General features: G+C 61.4%; 14 protein-coding genes. 10 read left to right on the top strand and 4 right to left on the bottom strand.

Annotation, left to right across the window (positions count from 1 at the left end):
* Nucleotides 1-53: 53 nt before the first annotated feature.
* Nucleotides 54-1,001 carry a choline ABC transporter substrate-binding protein gene (locus tag KUG85_RS16295; protein ID WP_065815502.1) on the bottom strand — a complete coding sequence of 316 codons (948 nt, stop codon included), beginning with the start codon at nucleotides 999-1,001 and terminating at the stop codon, nucleotides 54-56.
* Nucleotides 1,002-1,227: 226 nt separating this feature from the next.
* Here KUG85_RS16295 and KUG85_RS16290 point away from each other — a divergent pair, with 226 nt between their 5' ends.
* Nucleotides 1,228-1,848, top strand: a complete 621-nt coding sequence (locus KUG85_RS16290; RefSeq protein ID WP_065815501.1) for a thymidine kinase — start codon at nucleotides 1,228-1,230, stop codon at nucleotides 1,846-1,848.
* Nucleotides 1,849-1,855: 7 nt separating this feature from the next.
* Here the strand turns inward: KUG85_RS16290 and KUG85_RS16285 are convergent, their stop codons facing one another.
* Nucleotides 1,856-2,866 (bottom strand): YeiH family protein, encoded by a 1,011-nt coding sequence (locus tag KUG85_RS16285; RefSeq protein WP_223006073.1) that lies wholly within the window; start codon nucleotides 2,864-2,866, stop codon nucleotides 1,856-1,858.
* Nucleotides 2,867-2,967: 101 nt separating this feature from the next.
* Here KUG85_RS16285 and KUG85_RS16280 point away from each other — a divergent pair, with 101 nt between their 5' ends.
* The 9 genes from KUG85_RS16280 to soxR all read left to right on the top strand — a co-directional run bounded on the left by KUG85_RS16280 (nucleotide 2,968) and on the right by soxR (nucleotide 13,982).
* On the top strand, nucleotides 2,968-3,900 hold the full coding sequence (locus KUG85_RS16280) for a LysR substrate-binding domain-containing protein (RefSeq protein ID WP_223006071.1): 933 nt from the start codon (nucleotides 2,968-2,970) through the stop codon (nucleotides 3,898-3,900).
* Nucleotides 3,901-3,920: 20 nt separating this feature from the next.
* On the top strand, nucleotides 3,921-5,009 hold the full coding sequence (locus KUG85_RS16275; RefSeq protein WP_065815498.1) for a coiled-coil domain-containing protein: 1,089 nt from the start codon (nucleotides 3,921-3,923) through the stop codon (nucleotides 5,007-5,009).
* Nucleotides 5,010-5,174: 165 nt separating this feature from the next.
* A complete protein-coding gene (locus tag KUG85_RS16270) occupies nucleotides 5,175-6,323 on the top strand; it encodes a hypothetical protein (protein WP_223006069.1) in 1,149 nt (382 codons plus the stop codon).
* Between the two features lie 252 nt (nucleotides 6,324-6,575).
* Complete coding sequence (locus KUG85_RS16265) at nucleotides 6,576-8,486, top strand: AAA family ATPase (protein ID WP_223006067.1); 1,911 nt, start codon at nucleotides 6,576-6,578, stop codon at nucleotides 8,484-8,486.
* A gap of 63 nt (nucleotides 8,487-8,549) precedes the next feature.
* On the top strand, nucleotides 8,550-8,957 hold the full coding sequence (locus KUG85_RS16260; protein ID WP_223006065.1) for an endonuclease domain-containing protein: 408 nt from the start codon (nucleotides 8,550-8,552) through the stop codon (nucleotides 8,955-8,957).
* 135 nt (nucleotides 8,958-9,092) lie between these two features.
* Nucleotides 9,093-10,379, top strand: coding sequence for a DUF6638 family protein (locus KUG85_RS16255; protein ID WP_223006063.1), 1,287 nt, complete (start codon nucleotides 9,093-9,095; stop codon nucleotides 10,377-10,379).
* Nucleotides 10,380-10,412: 33 nt separating this feature from the next.
* Nucleotides 10,413-11,537: a DUF2333 family protein gene (locus KUG85_RS16250; RefSeq protein WP_223006061.1), complete on the top strand. Its 1,125-nt coding sequence runs from the start codon at nucleotides 10,413-10,415 to the stop codon at nucleotides 11,535-11,537.
* Between the two features lie 182 nt (nucleotides 11,538-11,719).
* Nucleotides 11,720-13,399 carry a formate--tetrahydrofolate ligase gene (locus KUG85_RS16245; RefSeq protein ID WP_223006059.1) on the top strand — a complete coding sequence of 560 codons (1,680 nt, stop codon included), beginning with the start codon at nucleotides 11,720-11,722 and terminating at the stop codon, nucleotides 13,397-13,399.
* A gap of 148 nt (nucleotides 13,400-13,547) precedes the next feature.
* Entirely contained in the window at nucleotides 13,548-13,982 is a 435-nt protein-coding gene (gene soxR / locus KUG85_RS16240; protein WP_223006057.1) for a redox-sensitive transcriptional activator SoxR, read from the top strand.
* 21 nt (nucleotides 13,983-14,003) lie between these two features.
* On the opposite strand, the gene KUG85_RS16235 is transcribed toward soxR, so the two are convergent.
* Nucleotides 14,004-14,594, bottom strand: coding sequence for a nucleoside-diphosphate kinase (locus tag KUG85_RS16235; RefSeq protein ID WP_255606454.1), 591 nt, complete (start codon nucleotides 14,592-14,594; stop codon nucleotides 14,004-14,006).
* Nucleotides 14,595-14,734: 140 nt separating this feature from the next.
* On the bottom strand, nucleotides 14,735-15,142 hold the full coding sequence (gene rnk / locus KUG85_RS16230; RefSeq protein WP_065815979.1) for a nucleoside diphosphate kinase regulator: 408 nt from the start codon (nucleotides 15,140-15,142) through the stop codon (nucleotides 14,735-14,737).
* Nucleotides 15,143-15,420 lie beyond the last annotated feature (278 nt).

Genomic DNA, 15,420 nt, shown 5'->3' with positions numbered 1-15,420 from the left:
CCGGAGGGAGCGGTGCGAAACGCCTTGGCTGGCGCGTCGCACCGTCCTCTCGTTTACATGCCTAGATGCGCTTTCACGGCGTCGAGGCCGGCATCGCCGCCGAACGTCGTCACGCCTTCGAGCCACGGGCCGAGTGCGTCCGGATTGGCCTTGAGCCATTCTTCAGCGGCCTTTTGCGGTTCGGCACCGTCGTCAAGAATCTTGCCCATGATCTCATTCTCCATCTGGAGCGAGAAGACCATGTTCTTCAACAGCTTGCCGAGGTTGGGGCATTCTTCGGAAAGGCCTGCGCGGGTGTTGGTGTGAACCGTCGCGCCGCCATAGTTCGGTCCGAACACATCGTCACCGCCTTCCAGATAGGCCATCTCGATATTGGCGTTCATCGGGTGCGGTTCCCAACCGAGGAACACCACGTGCTCCTTCGATCCCACGGCGCGGCGCACCTGCGAGAGCATGCCGGCTTCCGAGCTTTCCACCACTTCGAAATCCTTGAGGCCGAACGTGTCGTTCTCGATCATGTCGAGGATCAGGCGGTTGCCGTCATTGCCGGGCTCGATGCCGTAGATCTTGCCGTCCAGCTCGTCGGCAAACTTGGCGATATCGGCAAAGCTCTTCAGGCCGGCATCATAGGTATATTGCGGAACGGCCAGCGTGTATTTCGCGCCTTCCAGATTGGTGACCACGGTTTCCACCGTGCCATCCTCGCGGTAGGGGGCGATATCGGCCTCCATGGTCGGCATCCAGTTGCCGAGGAAGACGTCCACATCGTCGTTCTTGAGCGAGGCATAGGTGACCGGCACGGAAAGAACCTGCGTCTCGGGCTCGTAACCGAGGCCTTCAAGCACCACCGATGCGGTCGCCGTCGTGGCCGTGATGTCGGTCCAGCCGACGTCGGAGAAGGTGATGGCTTTGCAGGAATCCGGGTCGGCGGCGAAGGCGGTGCCCGATGCCAGGCTTGCAGCAAGCCCGAGGATCAGGGTCGCTTTTCGGCTGGATAACATGACGGCTCTCCTCTGTGGTTGTTGTTCGGCAGAGCGCGGGTCTTAACCGGCTTTGCGCATTATTTCAAAGGCAAGCACCAATTCAGGGTCGCTGCAAGCACAAAGAGGTGTCTGTTTGCGCCATGCAACGTGCCGTATGCGACGGTATTCTGGTGGAAGAAAACAATCGGGCGTTTTCTGGCTGGCAGATGTGGTGTTTAAGAGCGCGAACGATACAGGCAGCGCGATGGCAAAACTCTACTTCCACTACGCGACCATGAATGCCGGCAAGTCGACCATGCTCCTGCAGGCATCCTACAATTACCGCGAGCGCGGGATGAACACGATGCTGTTCGTCGCGGGTCACTACCGCAAGGAAGATGGCGGCTACATTTCCTCGCGCATCGGCCTCGACAGCGATGCGGAGATGTTCCGAGACGGCGACGACCTTTTCGCGCGCATCGCCGAGCACCACGACCACACGACAGTGCACTGCGTTTTTGTCGACGAGGCGCAGTTTCTGGAAGAAGAACAGGTCTGGCAGCTTGCCCGCGTGGCAGACAGGCTGGGCATCCCGGTCATGTGCTACGGGCTGAGGACCGATTTTCAGGGCAATCTCTTCACCGGATCGCAGGCACTCCTGGCGCTGGCGGACGAGCTGCGCGAGGTGCGCACGATCTGCCGCTGTGGCCGCAAGGCCACGATGGTGGTGCGGCTCGGGCCCGACGGCAAAGTTGCCAAGAAGGGCGCACAAGTCGCCATCGGCAAGGATGTCTACGTTTCGCTTTGCCGAAAGCACTGGGAAGAAGAGATGGGCCGCTGGAAGGCGGAAGATCTCGTGGGTTTTGCCGGCAGCGCTGCCGAGTAGCGCCCCTTCAGGCGACACCGAGAAAACGGATCAGCGCATAGCTCGCCACACCCAGAGCGGTCAGCGACAGAAGGGCTGCGACGATCACGCGCCCGCCGCTCTTCATCACGCTTCTTATATCGACCGTCAGGCCGAGTGCCGCCATGGCGACGATCGTCAGAAGCCCCGACGTTTCATGCATGACGGGAAGCGCCGGGGCGGGGATGAGGTCTGCCGAGCGCAGCCCCATCATGGCCAGAAAGCCGATGATGAACCAGGGCACCATCTCAAAGAAACCAAGCTTGACGCCGGTCCTACGCCCGTGGGTCAGCCCCAGAAGAAAGATCACCGGGCCGAGCATCAGCACACGAACCAGTTTGACCAGCGTGCCCACCTGTATGCCGATCGGGCCGGCAGGGGCGGCGGCAGCCAGCACCTGCGGCACCGCATAGACCGTGAGGCCGGCGAGAACGCCCGACTGGACCGGGCTCATGCCGATGGCCGCATAAATGACGGGCAAGAGCAGCACGACAAGAATGCTCAGGAATGCCGTGAAGGAGAGGGAGGCGGCCACTTCCGACGCTTCGGCGCGGATCACGGGTGCTGCGGCTGCAATGGCCGAATTGCCACAGATGGAGTTGCCGCAGGCGACCAGCGTTGCCAGTCCACGCGAAAGGCCGAGCGCGCGGCTGATCGCATAGCCTGCAAGAAGCGACAGTACGACCACGCCGACAATGCCGCCGACCAGCCCGAACCCTGCATCGCCAAGGGCTGCGAGACTGATGGATGCGCCGAGCAAAACGATAGCCACCTCCAGCACGGCTTTGGCGCAAAAATCGATGCCGGGGCGGAGCGTGGGACTTAACCGGGCGACGGAGCTTATCGCGGCGCCGAACAGAATGGCGAGAACCAGTCCTTCGAGCCACGCCTCGCCGAGAAATACCTGTTCTGCCCACGCGGCCGCCAGCGCTGCTGCTGCGACGAGAACAGACAGAACAATGCCGGGAACAAGCTGTAGCGGGTGGCGAAGTGCGGACATGAAGGCGACCTGATGCGATGACCCATTCTTGGTCGCATGGCGCTTTATCGACTTCTATCGAATAGTATGGCATATATTGTTCGTGTAAATCGAATGATACCATGACCTTTGAACAATTGCTGATCTTTGTGGCCGTCGCCGAGCGGGAGCACCTGACCCAGGCTGCCGCCGCTGTCGGGCGTACGCCCTCCGCCGTCAGTGCCTCCATCAAGGCGCTTGAGAGCTATTATGGCGTGGAACTCTTTCACCGCGTTGGCCGTCGCATTGAGCTGACGCGTGTGGGCAAGGTATTTCTTGGCGAGGCGCAGGCGACGCTCGCCCGTGTTCGTTCGGCCGAAACCATGCTTTCAGAGCTTGGCGGGCTGCGGCGCGGCACGCTCAATGTCCATGCGAGCCAGACGGTGGCCAGCTACTGGTTGCCGCCGGTGCTCATGCGGTTTCACAAGCTTTACCCCGGCATCTCGTTGAAACTCACTGTGGGCAACACCCGCATGGTGGCAGACGCAATGCTTGAAGGCGTGGCCGAGGTCGGGCTGGTCGAGGGCCGGGTGGATGAACCGGCGCTCACCGTGCGCCGGGTGGATCGGGACGTCATGGCCGTAGTTGTCGCGCCCGCTCACCCATGGGCCAAAGGTGCACCGCTTGCACCGGAAGATCTCGTTGCCGGCGCGGCGTGGATTATGCGTGAGGAGGGATCCGGCACACGCACCGCCTTTGAGAGCACGCTGACCGAGATGGGCGTCGACCCGGCCGGGCTCAATCTCGTCATGGAGTTTCCCTCCAATGAGGCAGTGCTTTCCGCCGTGCGCGAGAGTGATTGTGCTGCGGCCATCTCCATGTCGGCTGCCGGACCGCTCGTGGAGCGTGGTCTCCTTAAAGTGGCGAATATCGATCTTGGCGCACGCGACTTCAGCCTGCTTCGCCACAGGGAGCGAAGGCAGAGTGGAGCGGCCACTGCGCTTGAGGAATTGTGCGTCGAGGCCGGTAACGTCTTTCAATCGTCAATCGACCCACATATATTTCCGCAACCCTGACCTTTGCGGAGCGTATCATCATGGCCACCTTGCAGAATTTCGACACGGAGATCGCGAAGACCCGTGAGGTGGTCGACGAGATGCGCTCGAAGATCGAGCAGTCGGGCACCGTTCTCGACAAGCTGGCGCGCACCGACGAGAAGATCGGCCAGGCCGATTTCGACATTGAGAATGCCCGCATTCAGGATGTGTTGACGCAGCAGAAGGTGATGGAGACCAACATTGCCGACCTGATCATCGGCCTTGAGGACGCGACCAATGTCTTCGGTTCCGAGTTCGAGAGCATGAAAAGCTACACGGGCTGGGAAAACTTCATTGGCATCTTTTCCAAGCAGAAAAAGCAGCGCATGCGCACCGAGCGTGTCCGCAACATGTCGCTGTCGGGCAATCTGCAGGAACTGCTTTCGAAGTCGGACACGATCACAGGTATTCTGCAGGACCAGAAGCAGGTTCTGGCAGAGCGCTATCAGACGTCCGAGGCAAGTCTCGCCAAGGTCATCGAGCGGCGCAAATCGACGATGGAGATGCTGGAAAAGACGCAGAAGCGCATCGAAGAACTGAACCCGATGCTGCTCGACATCGAGAACCGCATTGCCGCTTCCACGAGCCAGAAGGACCGCACGGAGCTTGAGGGCGAACGCTCGAAGCTTGCCACCGAATACAATGAGGCACAGGCGAAGGAGCAGGAGCTTCTCGCCGAAAGCCAGACGCTTGAGCGCTACACCTCCATGTTCCAGACCTTCGTGGATTCGCTCAACAACCAGATCGCGGCCCAGTCGACGCTGATCAACAAGCTCACCATCGACACCGAGCAGCGCATCGTTCTTTACAAGGCGCTTGAAGATTCATTGAAGACCGCAGCCCAGCAGGATGTCGCCCACCGCATCAACACGCTTGGTTCCAAGGTCGACAACACCGCTGAGGAAACCATGGCCGGCATAGGCGCCGCGGCACAGCGGCACATTGGCGACCTGCTTGAATTGCATGAGAAAAACATGGTCACCACCGCCGACATCCAGCGCCGCAAGAAGCTTGCCGACGATGCCTTCGCCCGCCGCTTCGAGGACGTGATGAAGAAGCACGACGCCGCGAATTACGTTCGGGCGTGACGAGGCACGGTGTGCGCACCTTCAATGCCGATCCTCACCCTTACCCGCTCGCGGGGAGAGGGGGACGTTTACGTTGCGGCCATTCTCCTTCTCCCCGCATGCGGGGAGAAGGTACCGGCAGGCGGATGAGGGGCGGGCGTCAAGGTCCCAGAACAGGTCTTTTGCATGAACACCGCTCCTGACGCCGCAGCGCGCTATTTCGATGCCATCGCCGCCGCGCTCGAGGGGCTCGGCGTCTATTTCGGTGACCGCTCTGCATCGCCTTTCCAGTCGCACGGTCTCGTTGCCGAAGTCGTCTCACCCTATATTGGACGGCTCGAGCGCTCTTTCGAGTGCTGGCAGAACCGTCTCGGCTTCATGGAGAAGTTCCGCATCCAGCGCGCCGAGAGCGGTTATCCGGTTTTCCAGAGCGTGCTTGAACTGGAAAACGACCGGCGTCAGGCCGACAAGCGTCTTGCCGGCATCTCCGGACCGGACGAACTTCGCGCCGAGATGGTCGATTTCATCCTGCGCCATCGCGAATTTCCGGCTGACCTCCAGCGTTCCATGGCCGAGCGCCTGTATCTGGAGCAATTGAAGGCAGGCAATGTGTTTTCGCCCTTCATTCTGCCGGAAACGGTGCGCGTTTCGGTGAATCCCAAGACAAAACGGCCTTATTATCTGGTGCATTGGGGCGCTTTTGACGGAAATTCGAGCCTGCCCATGGTCTATATGGCGGCGGTCGAAGATTCCTCGCCCGGCATGGTCAAGGCGCTTGTTTCCGACGATGGCAGGCTGAACGAGGATGTCGAGATCGGCCTGCCGGTGGGCGGTCTACTCAATCCGGAGCTTGCGCATCAGTTCGACGATTTCGCGGAGAAAAACTCCGCCTATTCCCTGTCGCCGGCCACGATTGCCGGCAATCTCGACAAGGATTTCGACCACCTTCACCCCAAGCAATTGCGCCGGGTGGTGCTGGGGCCGTTCTACACGGCCGGGATCACGGAGAACAATTCGACCGTCTCGGAAGTGCTCGGCAAGGTGCGCCGGCAGGAAAATGCGTGGCTTCTTACCTGGACGGTGCAGGAGGTCTATTCCAAGACCGAGCGCCCGGCGCGCAAGGGGCTGTGGTCCAGCCAGCCGGCGCGCGAGGAGTTCTTCATCGACACCGACGATCTGGACGCCGCCCGCATGGGCGTGAGTGCCTATGAGCAGCACGCGCTTGTGCCGCACGAGGCCTATCAGGCGCTCTATGCCGCCGGCGAGGCGCAGAAGATTTTCGATGGCTACGACGTGCACGTCATTTCGGGCGGGCGGGTGATTACGGATGTGTAGCAGCGTCGCCCCGGCAGAAGACTATGCGCCAGCGTTTGCGCCCCCTTCTCCCCGCCTGCGGGGAGAAGGTGAGGATGAGGGACGGGCGCCAGGGGTGAAAGATTGGCAAGGCATGGGCGCCTTTCCGCCCGAGACGCCGCATGCCCCTCATCCGCCTGCCGGCACCTTCTCCCCGCAGGCGGGGAGAAGGGCGATGGCCGCTGGCGTTGTGCATCATAGGCGGTCCCACTGCCCGACAGATCAGGAGTTTCCATGGACACCGGCCTGACGACCATCGACGAGAAGGACATCGAGAAGCACCGGGCGACGGCGCAGAGCCTTGTGACGCGCTTCGTGGTGCTTCAGGCCGATGGCGGCCGCTCCGGCACCGAGCTTGCCGGCACCGGGCGGCGTTTTGTGTCGACCGTCTCCACCGGCGCGCTGCGTCGCACGCGCGAAGTGGAGCTGGCAAAAACCATCGCCACCATCCGGCAGGGCGATCCGATGCTGTCCATTCCACAGCACACGCTTCTCTTTCGCACGCGTCGCGGGGCGGCGGTGGCGCTGGCCGTCGCCGATGTCTTTGCACGCTCGACCGAGCTTGAAAGCCTTCAGGAGCGCAACGCCCGCAGCCCGCTTGAGGGCGATGCCGCGCAGACCTATCACGCGCTTCTGCAGGCATCGGCCTATGTCGCCGCCTTCACGCTCTCATCCTATCTCCTCCAGATGCTTGATACCGACAGCGAGCCGGTGAACGACACGGACGAGCCAGATTTCCAGTTCGATACGCCGCAGGACGCGCTCAAAAGCGTTCTTGCCGCGCTCGATGGCGCGATCTCGGATGCCGCCGACGACACGGCGATGACGGCGCGCGCCCGCGCACTTGCCCGCGTCGCAATCGAGGGGCTTTTGCAGCGGCGAAGCCGTTTCACCGGTCTCGGTGCGTTTGAAGACACGCATATGCGGCTTGAGGCCGATGATTTTACGCTGGACGGGTTCGACGTCGCACCGGGCAGCCGGCGCAAGCCGCTCGTCATGACCTTCAAGAAGCCCAACGAGATCATCGGCAATCACATCGCAAAATATCAGGCCATGAAGCTCGCCAAGATGCTGATGGCCTATGATTTCGACCGTCAGCTCAACCCTTTCGTGGAACTGGGCGGGTTTCTCTTCACCTTCATCGGCGATGGCGCGCCGGGCACCGGCAAGACCATCCTCATCCAGATGACCGCCGGGCTTTTGAACGATTACTGTCAGATCGCGGGCGTGCCCTTCCACTATGAGAATTTCGGCGTCGACCAGATTTCCTCCTATCAGGGAAAGTCGGGGCAGAACTGCAAGCAGTTCGTCGAAAATGTTCTGAGCCCGCGCGCCATCGGCTTCGGCACCATCGACGACATCGATCAGGTGGCGGCCAAGCGCTCCGACGACCGGGCGTCTGCCGGCCAGCAGGAGGTGACGGGCGTTCTGATGGAGAGCTTTGCGGGTGCGGGCACGGTGGTGCGCGGCAATTGCTCCTTCGGCATGTTTTCCAATTATCCGGAGAATGTGGACGACGCGCTGCGCCAGCGCGCGGGCGCGCGCTGGCTTGTAGACGGGCCGCAGACTTTTGAGGACTATGTCGACATTTTCGTGCTTCTGGCCGGCAAGAACCATTCGATCCCGCTTGGCGAGCACGTGCCGTTTGCAACACAGGAAATCAAGCGCGCGGTCGAAACCGCCTATGAGGCGCATTCCAGACCGCAGGAAGACGGGCTTGCGAAGGTCTATGAGCGCTTCCTGAACGATCGCGGCGAGCCGGAGACGCTGACGGATATCGGCGCTTATCTGCATGAGATCAAGCTGGCGGAGCCGCGCTTTACCGGCCGCGCCATCAAGAACATCACTGACGCCATCAAGATGCGCGCCATGGATATCGAGCTTCCCGACGAATGGTTCGAGACGCCGGACGCGTTCATGCGCCGGGGCTATGACGAGAAGAAAGCGATGATCGCCGAGCTGCGCCGACCATTCACGATGGACATGGTGATGCAGGAGATCAATCGCTACGCGGATTCGGAATTCCGCTACTCGGACCGCTCCGACGATGCGGCCGTCTCCACCATCGTCCGAGACCAGCGCCTGCGCGAACGCGCGCTACGCGAGATTGAAGAGATGAAGGCGAGGGGTGTTTGGGACGGTTGACTGAGCTTCCTTCTCCCCGCTCGCGGGGAGAAGGTGCCGGCAGGCGGATGAGGGGCGAGCGCCATGCGGAATGTGAAACCAGAACAGACCGAAAGAGCGCGCTCCCTGTGCCGCGCAGAAAACGATGCGGAAGAGGTCCTGTGGTCGGAACTGCGAAATCGTCGGTTGAATGGCTTCAAATTTGTGCGGCAGCTGCCTCTCGGGCCGTATTTTGCTGATTTCGCCTGTAGGGAGAAGCACCTTGTGGTCGAAGTCGATGGCAGCCAACATGCTGAAAACACTGCGGATCGGCGTCGTGACAGCTATATGAACGAGAAGGGGTGGTCTGTGCTGCGGTTCTGGAATGTCGATGTTCTGAAAGAGCTGGAACAGGTGCTCGAAATGATATTGGCTGTGCTGGACGGGCGGCTTTCGTCGTCGGTCGTCGCTGCTGACATGCGGTTTTCTCCCGCTGAGGGTCGGAAATGGTAAGGGGGATATTTTTTCAGACTGTTGCCCGCCCCTCATCCCCCTGCCGGGACCTTCTCCCCGCGAGTGCGGGGAGAAGGAGGATGGCCGCAACGCTTACGCCTTTCTCTCCACATGTGCCGGGTGAGGAGTGACGCCATGAATCTCCTCCGTGAGAACGACCTCATCTTCGGCCGCCTCCTGAAGATTGAAGAACCGCATCTGATCGCACGCTACAACAAGGCGCTGGATGCCTTCGGCGTGCCGCAGACGAAACTCGCTTCCTTCGAGATCGACCGCACCGGCTTCTCGCCGCAGATCGCCGAGGAACTGGACGACGAGCAGTATCTCGATCCCAACGGCGTCAATCGCCGCTTCATCATCCTCACCCCGGCGCAGATCGAATTGCCCGTGGTGCACACAGCCTTCTCCAACACCTCGCAACTCGTCTACGAATTCATGATGGCCAATGCGCGCGCCATCAACGCCATCACCATCAAGGATGTGGTCTATGGCGAGATCGAGGAGCAGGTGAACCAGGTGCGCGACATCGAGGACCTGCTGTCCATCGCGCAGGTGGAGTTCAAGGTTCTCTCCGCCGAAGATCTGCTCGGAAAGGCCGCGGAGCTTGGCCGGCTTGCCGACCGGGTGAAGCATGAGCCCGACGCCTGGCGCGACGACGAACTGCTCAACCGCATGGTCGCGCTCGCGCGCGAAACCGGCGACATCCGCGAAAACAGCCTCGTGCCCGAACAGGTCGTGTTCCGGCATGATGCCTATTGGACGAGCCATTTCGGCGGTGTCTACATATTCGCCGATACGGACACGACAACGGTGATCGCCGATCCGGCGACGCCGGGCTTCCGCCGCTCGCGGCCCTGGCAGGTGAGTTATCTGTCGAAGGACGATCCGGCGCGCATCTTCCGATTTCTGGCCGAGACGGGCCGCATCCAGCTGCCGCGCGCCTCGTGGATCGAACGGTCGAACTATCTCGCCCATCGCGGCGAAATGGTGTTGCTCGATCTGATCCGGCGCGAGGAGCCGGATACGGATTTCGCCCGCGCCGATCCGGTGTGGCTGCAGACCTGGACGCACCACAATGCGAAACTGGTCGCCGGTGAGGGGAGTGTTCCGCTTCTCAACGCCGCGGTGCGCGAAATCAGCCAGACGGGGACGCTCAAGATTGAGGAAATCCCGCCGCGGGAACGCTTTCTCGTCACCCGCGCCGACCCCGCGCACAAGGATGCCTGGCTCACCAACCGGCTGATTTCCGATTTCGTGCCGTCCGATTTCATTGCCCGCTACGTCTTCAACAAGCAGGGTTTTTACCGCGATTACGAAAGCTGGCCGGATGCCTGGCGCGAATATGTTGTGGCACGGCTCAAAACCGCCTATCTCATGGACAAACCGGCGCTGCGGAAGCGCCTCTATGGCTTAGAGTCCTGATTCAAGACCAAATTCGCCTGAGGGAGGCGCTTCGTGCTCGATCCGATCGTTGAATTCTTCACCCGCGTGTTTCACTGGATCGGTCGCGGCATCGGGCTGGTGATCGCTTGGATCCTCTGGCCGTTCATGGCCGCCGGCCGCTGGTATACGCGGCGCGGCTGGATCATTCGGGGCTCGATCGGTCTTGTGCTGCTCGCGATCGTTGGCTTCTACGGCTATTTTTTCTGGCAGACGCAGGTGTGGACGGGCTTTAATCCCGATTACGTCGCGGAATACAATCTTGACGCGCGTGGCGTTTCCGCCGGCGAGCAGACAGCGGCCACACAGGGCGGCGAGACACGCACCTGCGGACGGTCCGCCATCGTCGACGTGACCGCGGACCTCACCGACTTCAACGTCAACGAAAATGCATGGATTTCCTCCATGCTGCTCTACAAGCTCGGCTTTTTCTTCGTGCTCGACTGGGACGACACGCCCTTCTTTGACAACAAGGCATCGTTCCAACGCGGCATCAATCAGGCGACACGCCGCAGCGCCATCGAACTCGTCGATGCGCTTGGCCGCGTGCGCGGCACATCGCAGATCGACCGCGATCTGCAGAATGCGCGCGGTGCGCTCACCTTCGATGAGGAAACCTGGTATTTTGGGCTGAGCCCCTTTGGGCCCAAGACGCCCACCCCGAGCTTCTATCGCTCCGCCATCCGCGATCTGCGCAGCTTCAACGACCGGCTTGAGACCTGCGAGGCCGTGTTCGATGCGCGCGCCGACAATCTGATCCAGTATCTCGACCGCATTGCGAGCGATCTGGGCTCGACCTCCGATCTTCTGCGCCAGCGTTCGGAAAATTACAATTCCGGCTGGTTCGACACACGTGCCGATGACCGCTTCTGGTTCGCCTATGGCCAGCTTTACGCTTATTACGGCCTTCTGAAAGCGGCGGGCGCCGACTTTGAAGATGTCATCAAGCAGCGTTCGCTCGGCTCGCTCTGGGACACGACGGAAGAGCAGTTCCGCGCGGCGCTGAATGTGCAGCCCTTCATCATCTCCAATGGGCGTGAGGATGGCTGGATCATGCCGACCCACCTCGCCACGATGGGCTTCTACATTCTGCGTGTGCGCTCCAATCTCGTGGAACTGCGCCTGGTTCTGGACCGGTAGGTTAACCGGTCTGCGGGGCAAGCGTAGATGTCTGCTCCGCCTGCCGCTTCACTGCCACCGTCGCACATGCCCTGTCGCATTTCACGCATTGCGCGCCTCTTTTGCGACGGTGGACGTTTAGAATTCGCGGCTTTATGCCAATCGGCAAACGTTGCGGACCACCGGGAGAGGAAATCATCGTCATGGCCGAAGTGAAATCCGACATCGAGATCGCCCGCGCGGCGAAGAAGAAGCCGATTCAGGAAATCGGGGCGCGGCTCGACATTCCATCCGAGCACCTACTTCCCTATGGCCATGACAAGGCGAAGGTTTCGGCCGAGTTCATCGCAGAGGCCCGCAAGAACGGGAATGGCAGGCTGATCCTCGTCACGGCGATCAATCCGACGCCGGCGGGCGAAGGCAAGACGACCACCACGGTCGGTCTCGGCGATGGTCTGAACCGCATCGGCAAGAAGGCGGCGATCTGCATCCGCGAGGCCTCGCTTGGCCCCTGCTTCGGCGTCAAGGGCGGGGCAGCCGGCGGCGGTTATGCCCAGGTGGTTCCGATGGAGGATATGAACCTCCACTTCACCGGCGATTTCCACGCCATCACCTCTGCCCACAATCTGCTTTCGGCGCTGATCGACAACCATATTTACTGGGGCAACGCGCAGGAGATCGACATTCGCCGCGTGGCCTGGCGGCGCGTGATGGACATGAACGACCGGGCGCTGCGCGAGATCGTCTGTTCGCTGGGCGGCGTGGCCAACGGTTTTCCGCGCGAGGCCGGTTTCGACATCACGGTGGCGTCCGAGGTCATGGCCATTCTGTGCCTTTCGACTGATCTGAAGGACCTCGAAAAGCGTCTCGGCGATATCATCATTGGATATCGCCGGGACAAGAGCCCGGTCTTTGCCCGCGACATCAAGGCCGATGGTGCGATGACCGTGCTCCTCAAGGACGCGCTTCAGCCCAATCTGGTGCAGACGCTGGAAAACAATCCGGCTTTCGTGCATGGCGGCCCCTTCGCCAACATCGCCCATGGCTGCAACTCGGTGATGGCGACCACTACGGCTCTGAAAATCGCTGACTATGTGGTGACGGAGGCCGGTTTCGGTGCCGATCTCGGTGCGGAAAAATTCTTCGACATCAAATGCCGCAAGGCAGGCCTCAAGCCAGCCGCCGCCGTGATTGTGGCGACCGTGCGGGCGCTCAAGATGAATGGCGGCGTCAAGAAGGAAGACCTGGGCACCGAGGATGTCGCATCCGTCAAGGCGGGCTGTGCCAATCTTGGCCGCCACATTGAAAACGTGAAGCAGTTCGGCGTGCCGGCCATCGTCGCCATCAACCATTTTCATACGGACACGGATGCCGAGATTGAGGCGGTCAAGGCTTATGTGGCCGAGCAGGGCGAGGAGGCGGTGCTGTGCCGCCACTGGGCTGAAGGCTCTGCCGGTATCGAAGAACTGGCACACAAGGTGGTGGCGCTGGCCGAAAGCGGGGTCTCCCAGTTCGCACCGCTCTATCCCGACGACATGCCGCTCTTCGACAAGATCGACACGGTGGTGAAGCGCATCTATCGCGGCTCGGAGGCGATTGCAGACAAGTCCGTGCGCAATCAGCTAAAGCAATGGGAAGAGCAGGGATACGGCCACCTGCCGGTCTGCATGGCCAAGACGCAGTATTCCTTCTCCACAGATCCCAATCTGCGGGGCGCACCCACCGGCCATGTGGTGCCGATCCGCGAGGTGCGGCTTTCCGCCGGCGCCGGTTTCGTGGTGGCGATCTGCGGTGAGATCATGACCATGCCGGGCCTGCCGCGCGTGCCTTCGTCAGAACATATTTTTCTCAATGAAAACGGCCTGATCGAGGGGCTTTCCTGATAAGTTGAGTCTGATGGCCGGGCGGGCTGCGGGCCCGCCAACTGCCGGCACGGGGACAGAGCGCAGGCCCGTATGTGGTGCAAACTCAAGTTCACTTGAAGTTTGGCCTCGATCGTGAAATTCTCAGCCTCAACACGGGAGGCTGCCAATGCTCACTATCAACCAGGTTTCGCGGCGCAGCGGCGTTGCCGCCTCCGCCCTGCGCTACTACGAGGAGCGGGGATTGATTACTTCCGAGCGAGCGGGCTCGGGCCATCGCCGCTACGAGCGCGCCGTGCTGCGTCGCGTGGCCTTCATCGTTTTCGCCCAGCGGGTGGGGCTTTCGCTCGATGAGATCAAGGCGGAGCTTGGCAAGCTGCCAACCGACCACGTGCCCAGGGGCGATGACTGGGCGCGCCTTTCGGAAAACTGGACGAAGCGCATAGACGAACGGATCGCGGAAATGGAACGGCTCAAGCGTGGCCTCACCGAATGCATATCCTGCGGTTGCCTGTCGCTCGAAACCTGCGCTCTGACGAACCCGGCCGACCGGGCAGGCCGGATGGGGCCGGGCCCGCGCTACTGGGTGGGTGGCAGGCAGTGATACCGCTTGCTCACCGGCTGTTCAGGCCGCACTCGGTCCGGGATCGTCGTCACCGCCGGAAATGACAGCCGCGCGGTGAGGGACTGTGCCGGTGTCCGCACTGTGGACGAGGCGCAGCGCGGGACGTTTCGTCGCGCGCATTTTTCTGCGTGCGGCTTCGGGCTGGTAAAGCACCGCTTCAAGCACAACACGCTCGGGCGCGGCTGTGCCATCTCGCGGCAGGACGATTGACTCGCCTGCAGCGAGCCCCAGAAGCGCAAGTCCGCGCAATGTCGTCAGCGGCAATGTCAGGCCGACGAAGCCCTGCAGTTCGTCATGGCTGATAATGCGCGTCTGCGGTGGCTCGTCGCCGATGCGAAAACGCACACGGCTGTTCAGCGTGGTGACGTGAGCCGGCATGTCTTCCCGAAAGATGACTGTAGCCGCGTCGAGTTTTGCGCGCAAAAGCGCGGCATAGGTTTCACCGAACCTGTGCCTGCGCTCCTGCAGGAATTCGAGGATGGTGAAGTCCTTGGTGGTAAGAATGCATCCCTGTCCGGTCCACACGGCAATCTCCTGCACGATCTCCAGCGCGGTTTCAGCGTCCTGGGAGGGGAAACCGCGAACAGACAAATCCGCGCAGCCTTGCGTCGGCAGCGCAGCTTGAACATCGGTCGTCCGGCCCCTGCGCCCGGGAATGACGCAGGGGCTAGGCTCCCGTCAGGAGATGTCCCGTGAAAAAGCGGAGATGGGGGCTGGACATGGCGTCAGATTCAGGCGGCGTTTTCTTCCTGGGTTACGCGCACCACAGTCAGTCTGTGGGTCTGGCCCGTGCGTGCGGCCCAGTCGATTGACTGGCCTTCCTTGAGCCCGATCAGGGCCGTCCCCACCGGGGTGGTGATGGAAATGCGTCCCTTTTCAATGTCCGCGTCGCCCGGATAGACGAGCGTGACCGTCTTCTCGGGGCCTTCGTCTGCCGTGTAGACGACGGTCGAGCCCATGCGCACGATGGTTGAGGCAAGCGAACCGTCGCGCACCACGCGAGCCCGGTCGAGTTCGGCCATCATGGTTTCCGAGGCTTCGGGATTGCGGTCTTCCAGTGCCTCCGCCAGGCCGGTCAGGCGTTCATAGTCGGTTTCGGAAATCGTGATGCTCGGCTTGCGCCCTGTCTTCTGCTGCATTGGCTTGTCCATGCGTGTCATGCGGGCATGCGTTCGGTTCATGCCGCGAGGCTTCGATTGTCATAGAAAGTCTTGGTGTTGCGCCCTAGAACCGTTTCCGCCGCTCGATTTGATCGTCTCGATCAATCGGCGGAAGAGCGCCCCTCGGTTCGGAGGCGCACAGCACCGAACCGGGGGTCAATATCCCGCAATGGGACATACCCGGAAGAGAACGGAAATGTGTTTTCGGTTCGTGCTCATCTCATAAACGTGGTGCGCGGATGCGGCGATGTCAAGGC

Origin of the sequence: Nitratireductor rhodophyticola (assembly GCF_019891355.1) — a bacterium.
Taxonomy (GTDB): Bacteria; Pseudomonadota; Alphaproteobacteria; order Rhizobiales; family Rhizobiaceae; genus Nitratireductor; species Nitratireductor rhodophyticola.
The sequence above is the reverse complement of the archived record's forward strand: the minus strand, read 5'-3'. Positions and strand labels throughout refer to the sequence as shown.

Bases quoted from the DNA above. Each gene is read 5' to 3' on its own strand.
- KUG85_RS16295 (WP_065815502.1), bottom strand. From the start codon at position 1,001: ATGTTATCCAGCCGAAAAGCGACCCTGATCCTCGGGCTTGCTGCAAGC.
- KUG85_RS16280 (WP_223006071.1), top strand. From the start codon at position 2,968: ATGACCTTTGAACAATTGCTGATCTTTGTGGCCGTCGCCGAGCGGGAG.
- KUG85_RS16285 (WP_223006073.1), bottom strand. From the start codon at position 2,866: ATGTCCGCACTTCGCCACCCGCTACAGCTTGTTCCCGGCATTGTTCTG.
- KUG85_RS16255 (WP_223006063.1), top strand. From the start codon at position 9,093: ATGAATCTCCTCCGTGAGAACGACCTCATCTTCGGCCGCCTCCTGAAG.
- KUG85_RS16245 (WP_223006059.1), top strand. From the start codon at position 11,720: ATGGCCGAAGTGAAATCCGACATCGAGATCGCCCGCGCGGCGAAGAAG.
- rnk (WP_065815979.1), bottom strand. From the start codon at position 15,142: ATGCAGCAGAAGACAGGGCGCAAGCCGAGCATCACGATTTCCGAAACC.
- KUG85_RS16260 (WP_223006065.1), top strand. From the start codon at position 8,550: ATGCGGAATGTGAAACCAGAACAGACCGAAAGAGCGCGCTCCCTGTGC.
- KUG85_RS16275 (WP_065815498.1), top strand. From the start codon at position 3,921: ATGGCCACCTTGCAGAATTTCGACACGGAGATCGCGAAGACCCGTGAG.
- KUG85_RS16270 (WP_223006069.1), top strand. From the start codon at position 5,175: ATGAACACCGCTCCTGACGCCGCAGCGCGCTATTTCGATGCCATCGCC.
- soxR (WP_223006057.1), top strand. From the start codon at position 13,548: ATGCTCACTATCAACCAGGTTTCGCGGCGCAGCGGCGTTGCCGCCTCC.
- KUG85_RS16290 (WP_065815501.1), top strand. From the start codon at position 1,228: ATGGCAAAACTCTACTTCCACTACGCGACCATGAATGCCGGCAAGTCG.
- KUG85_RS16265 (WP_223006067.1), top strand. From the start codon at position 6,576: ATGGACACCGGCCTGACGACCATCGACGAGAAGGACATCGAGAAGCAC.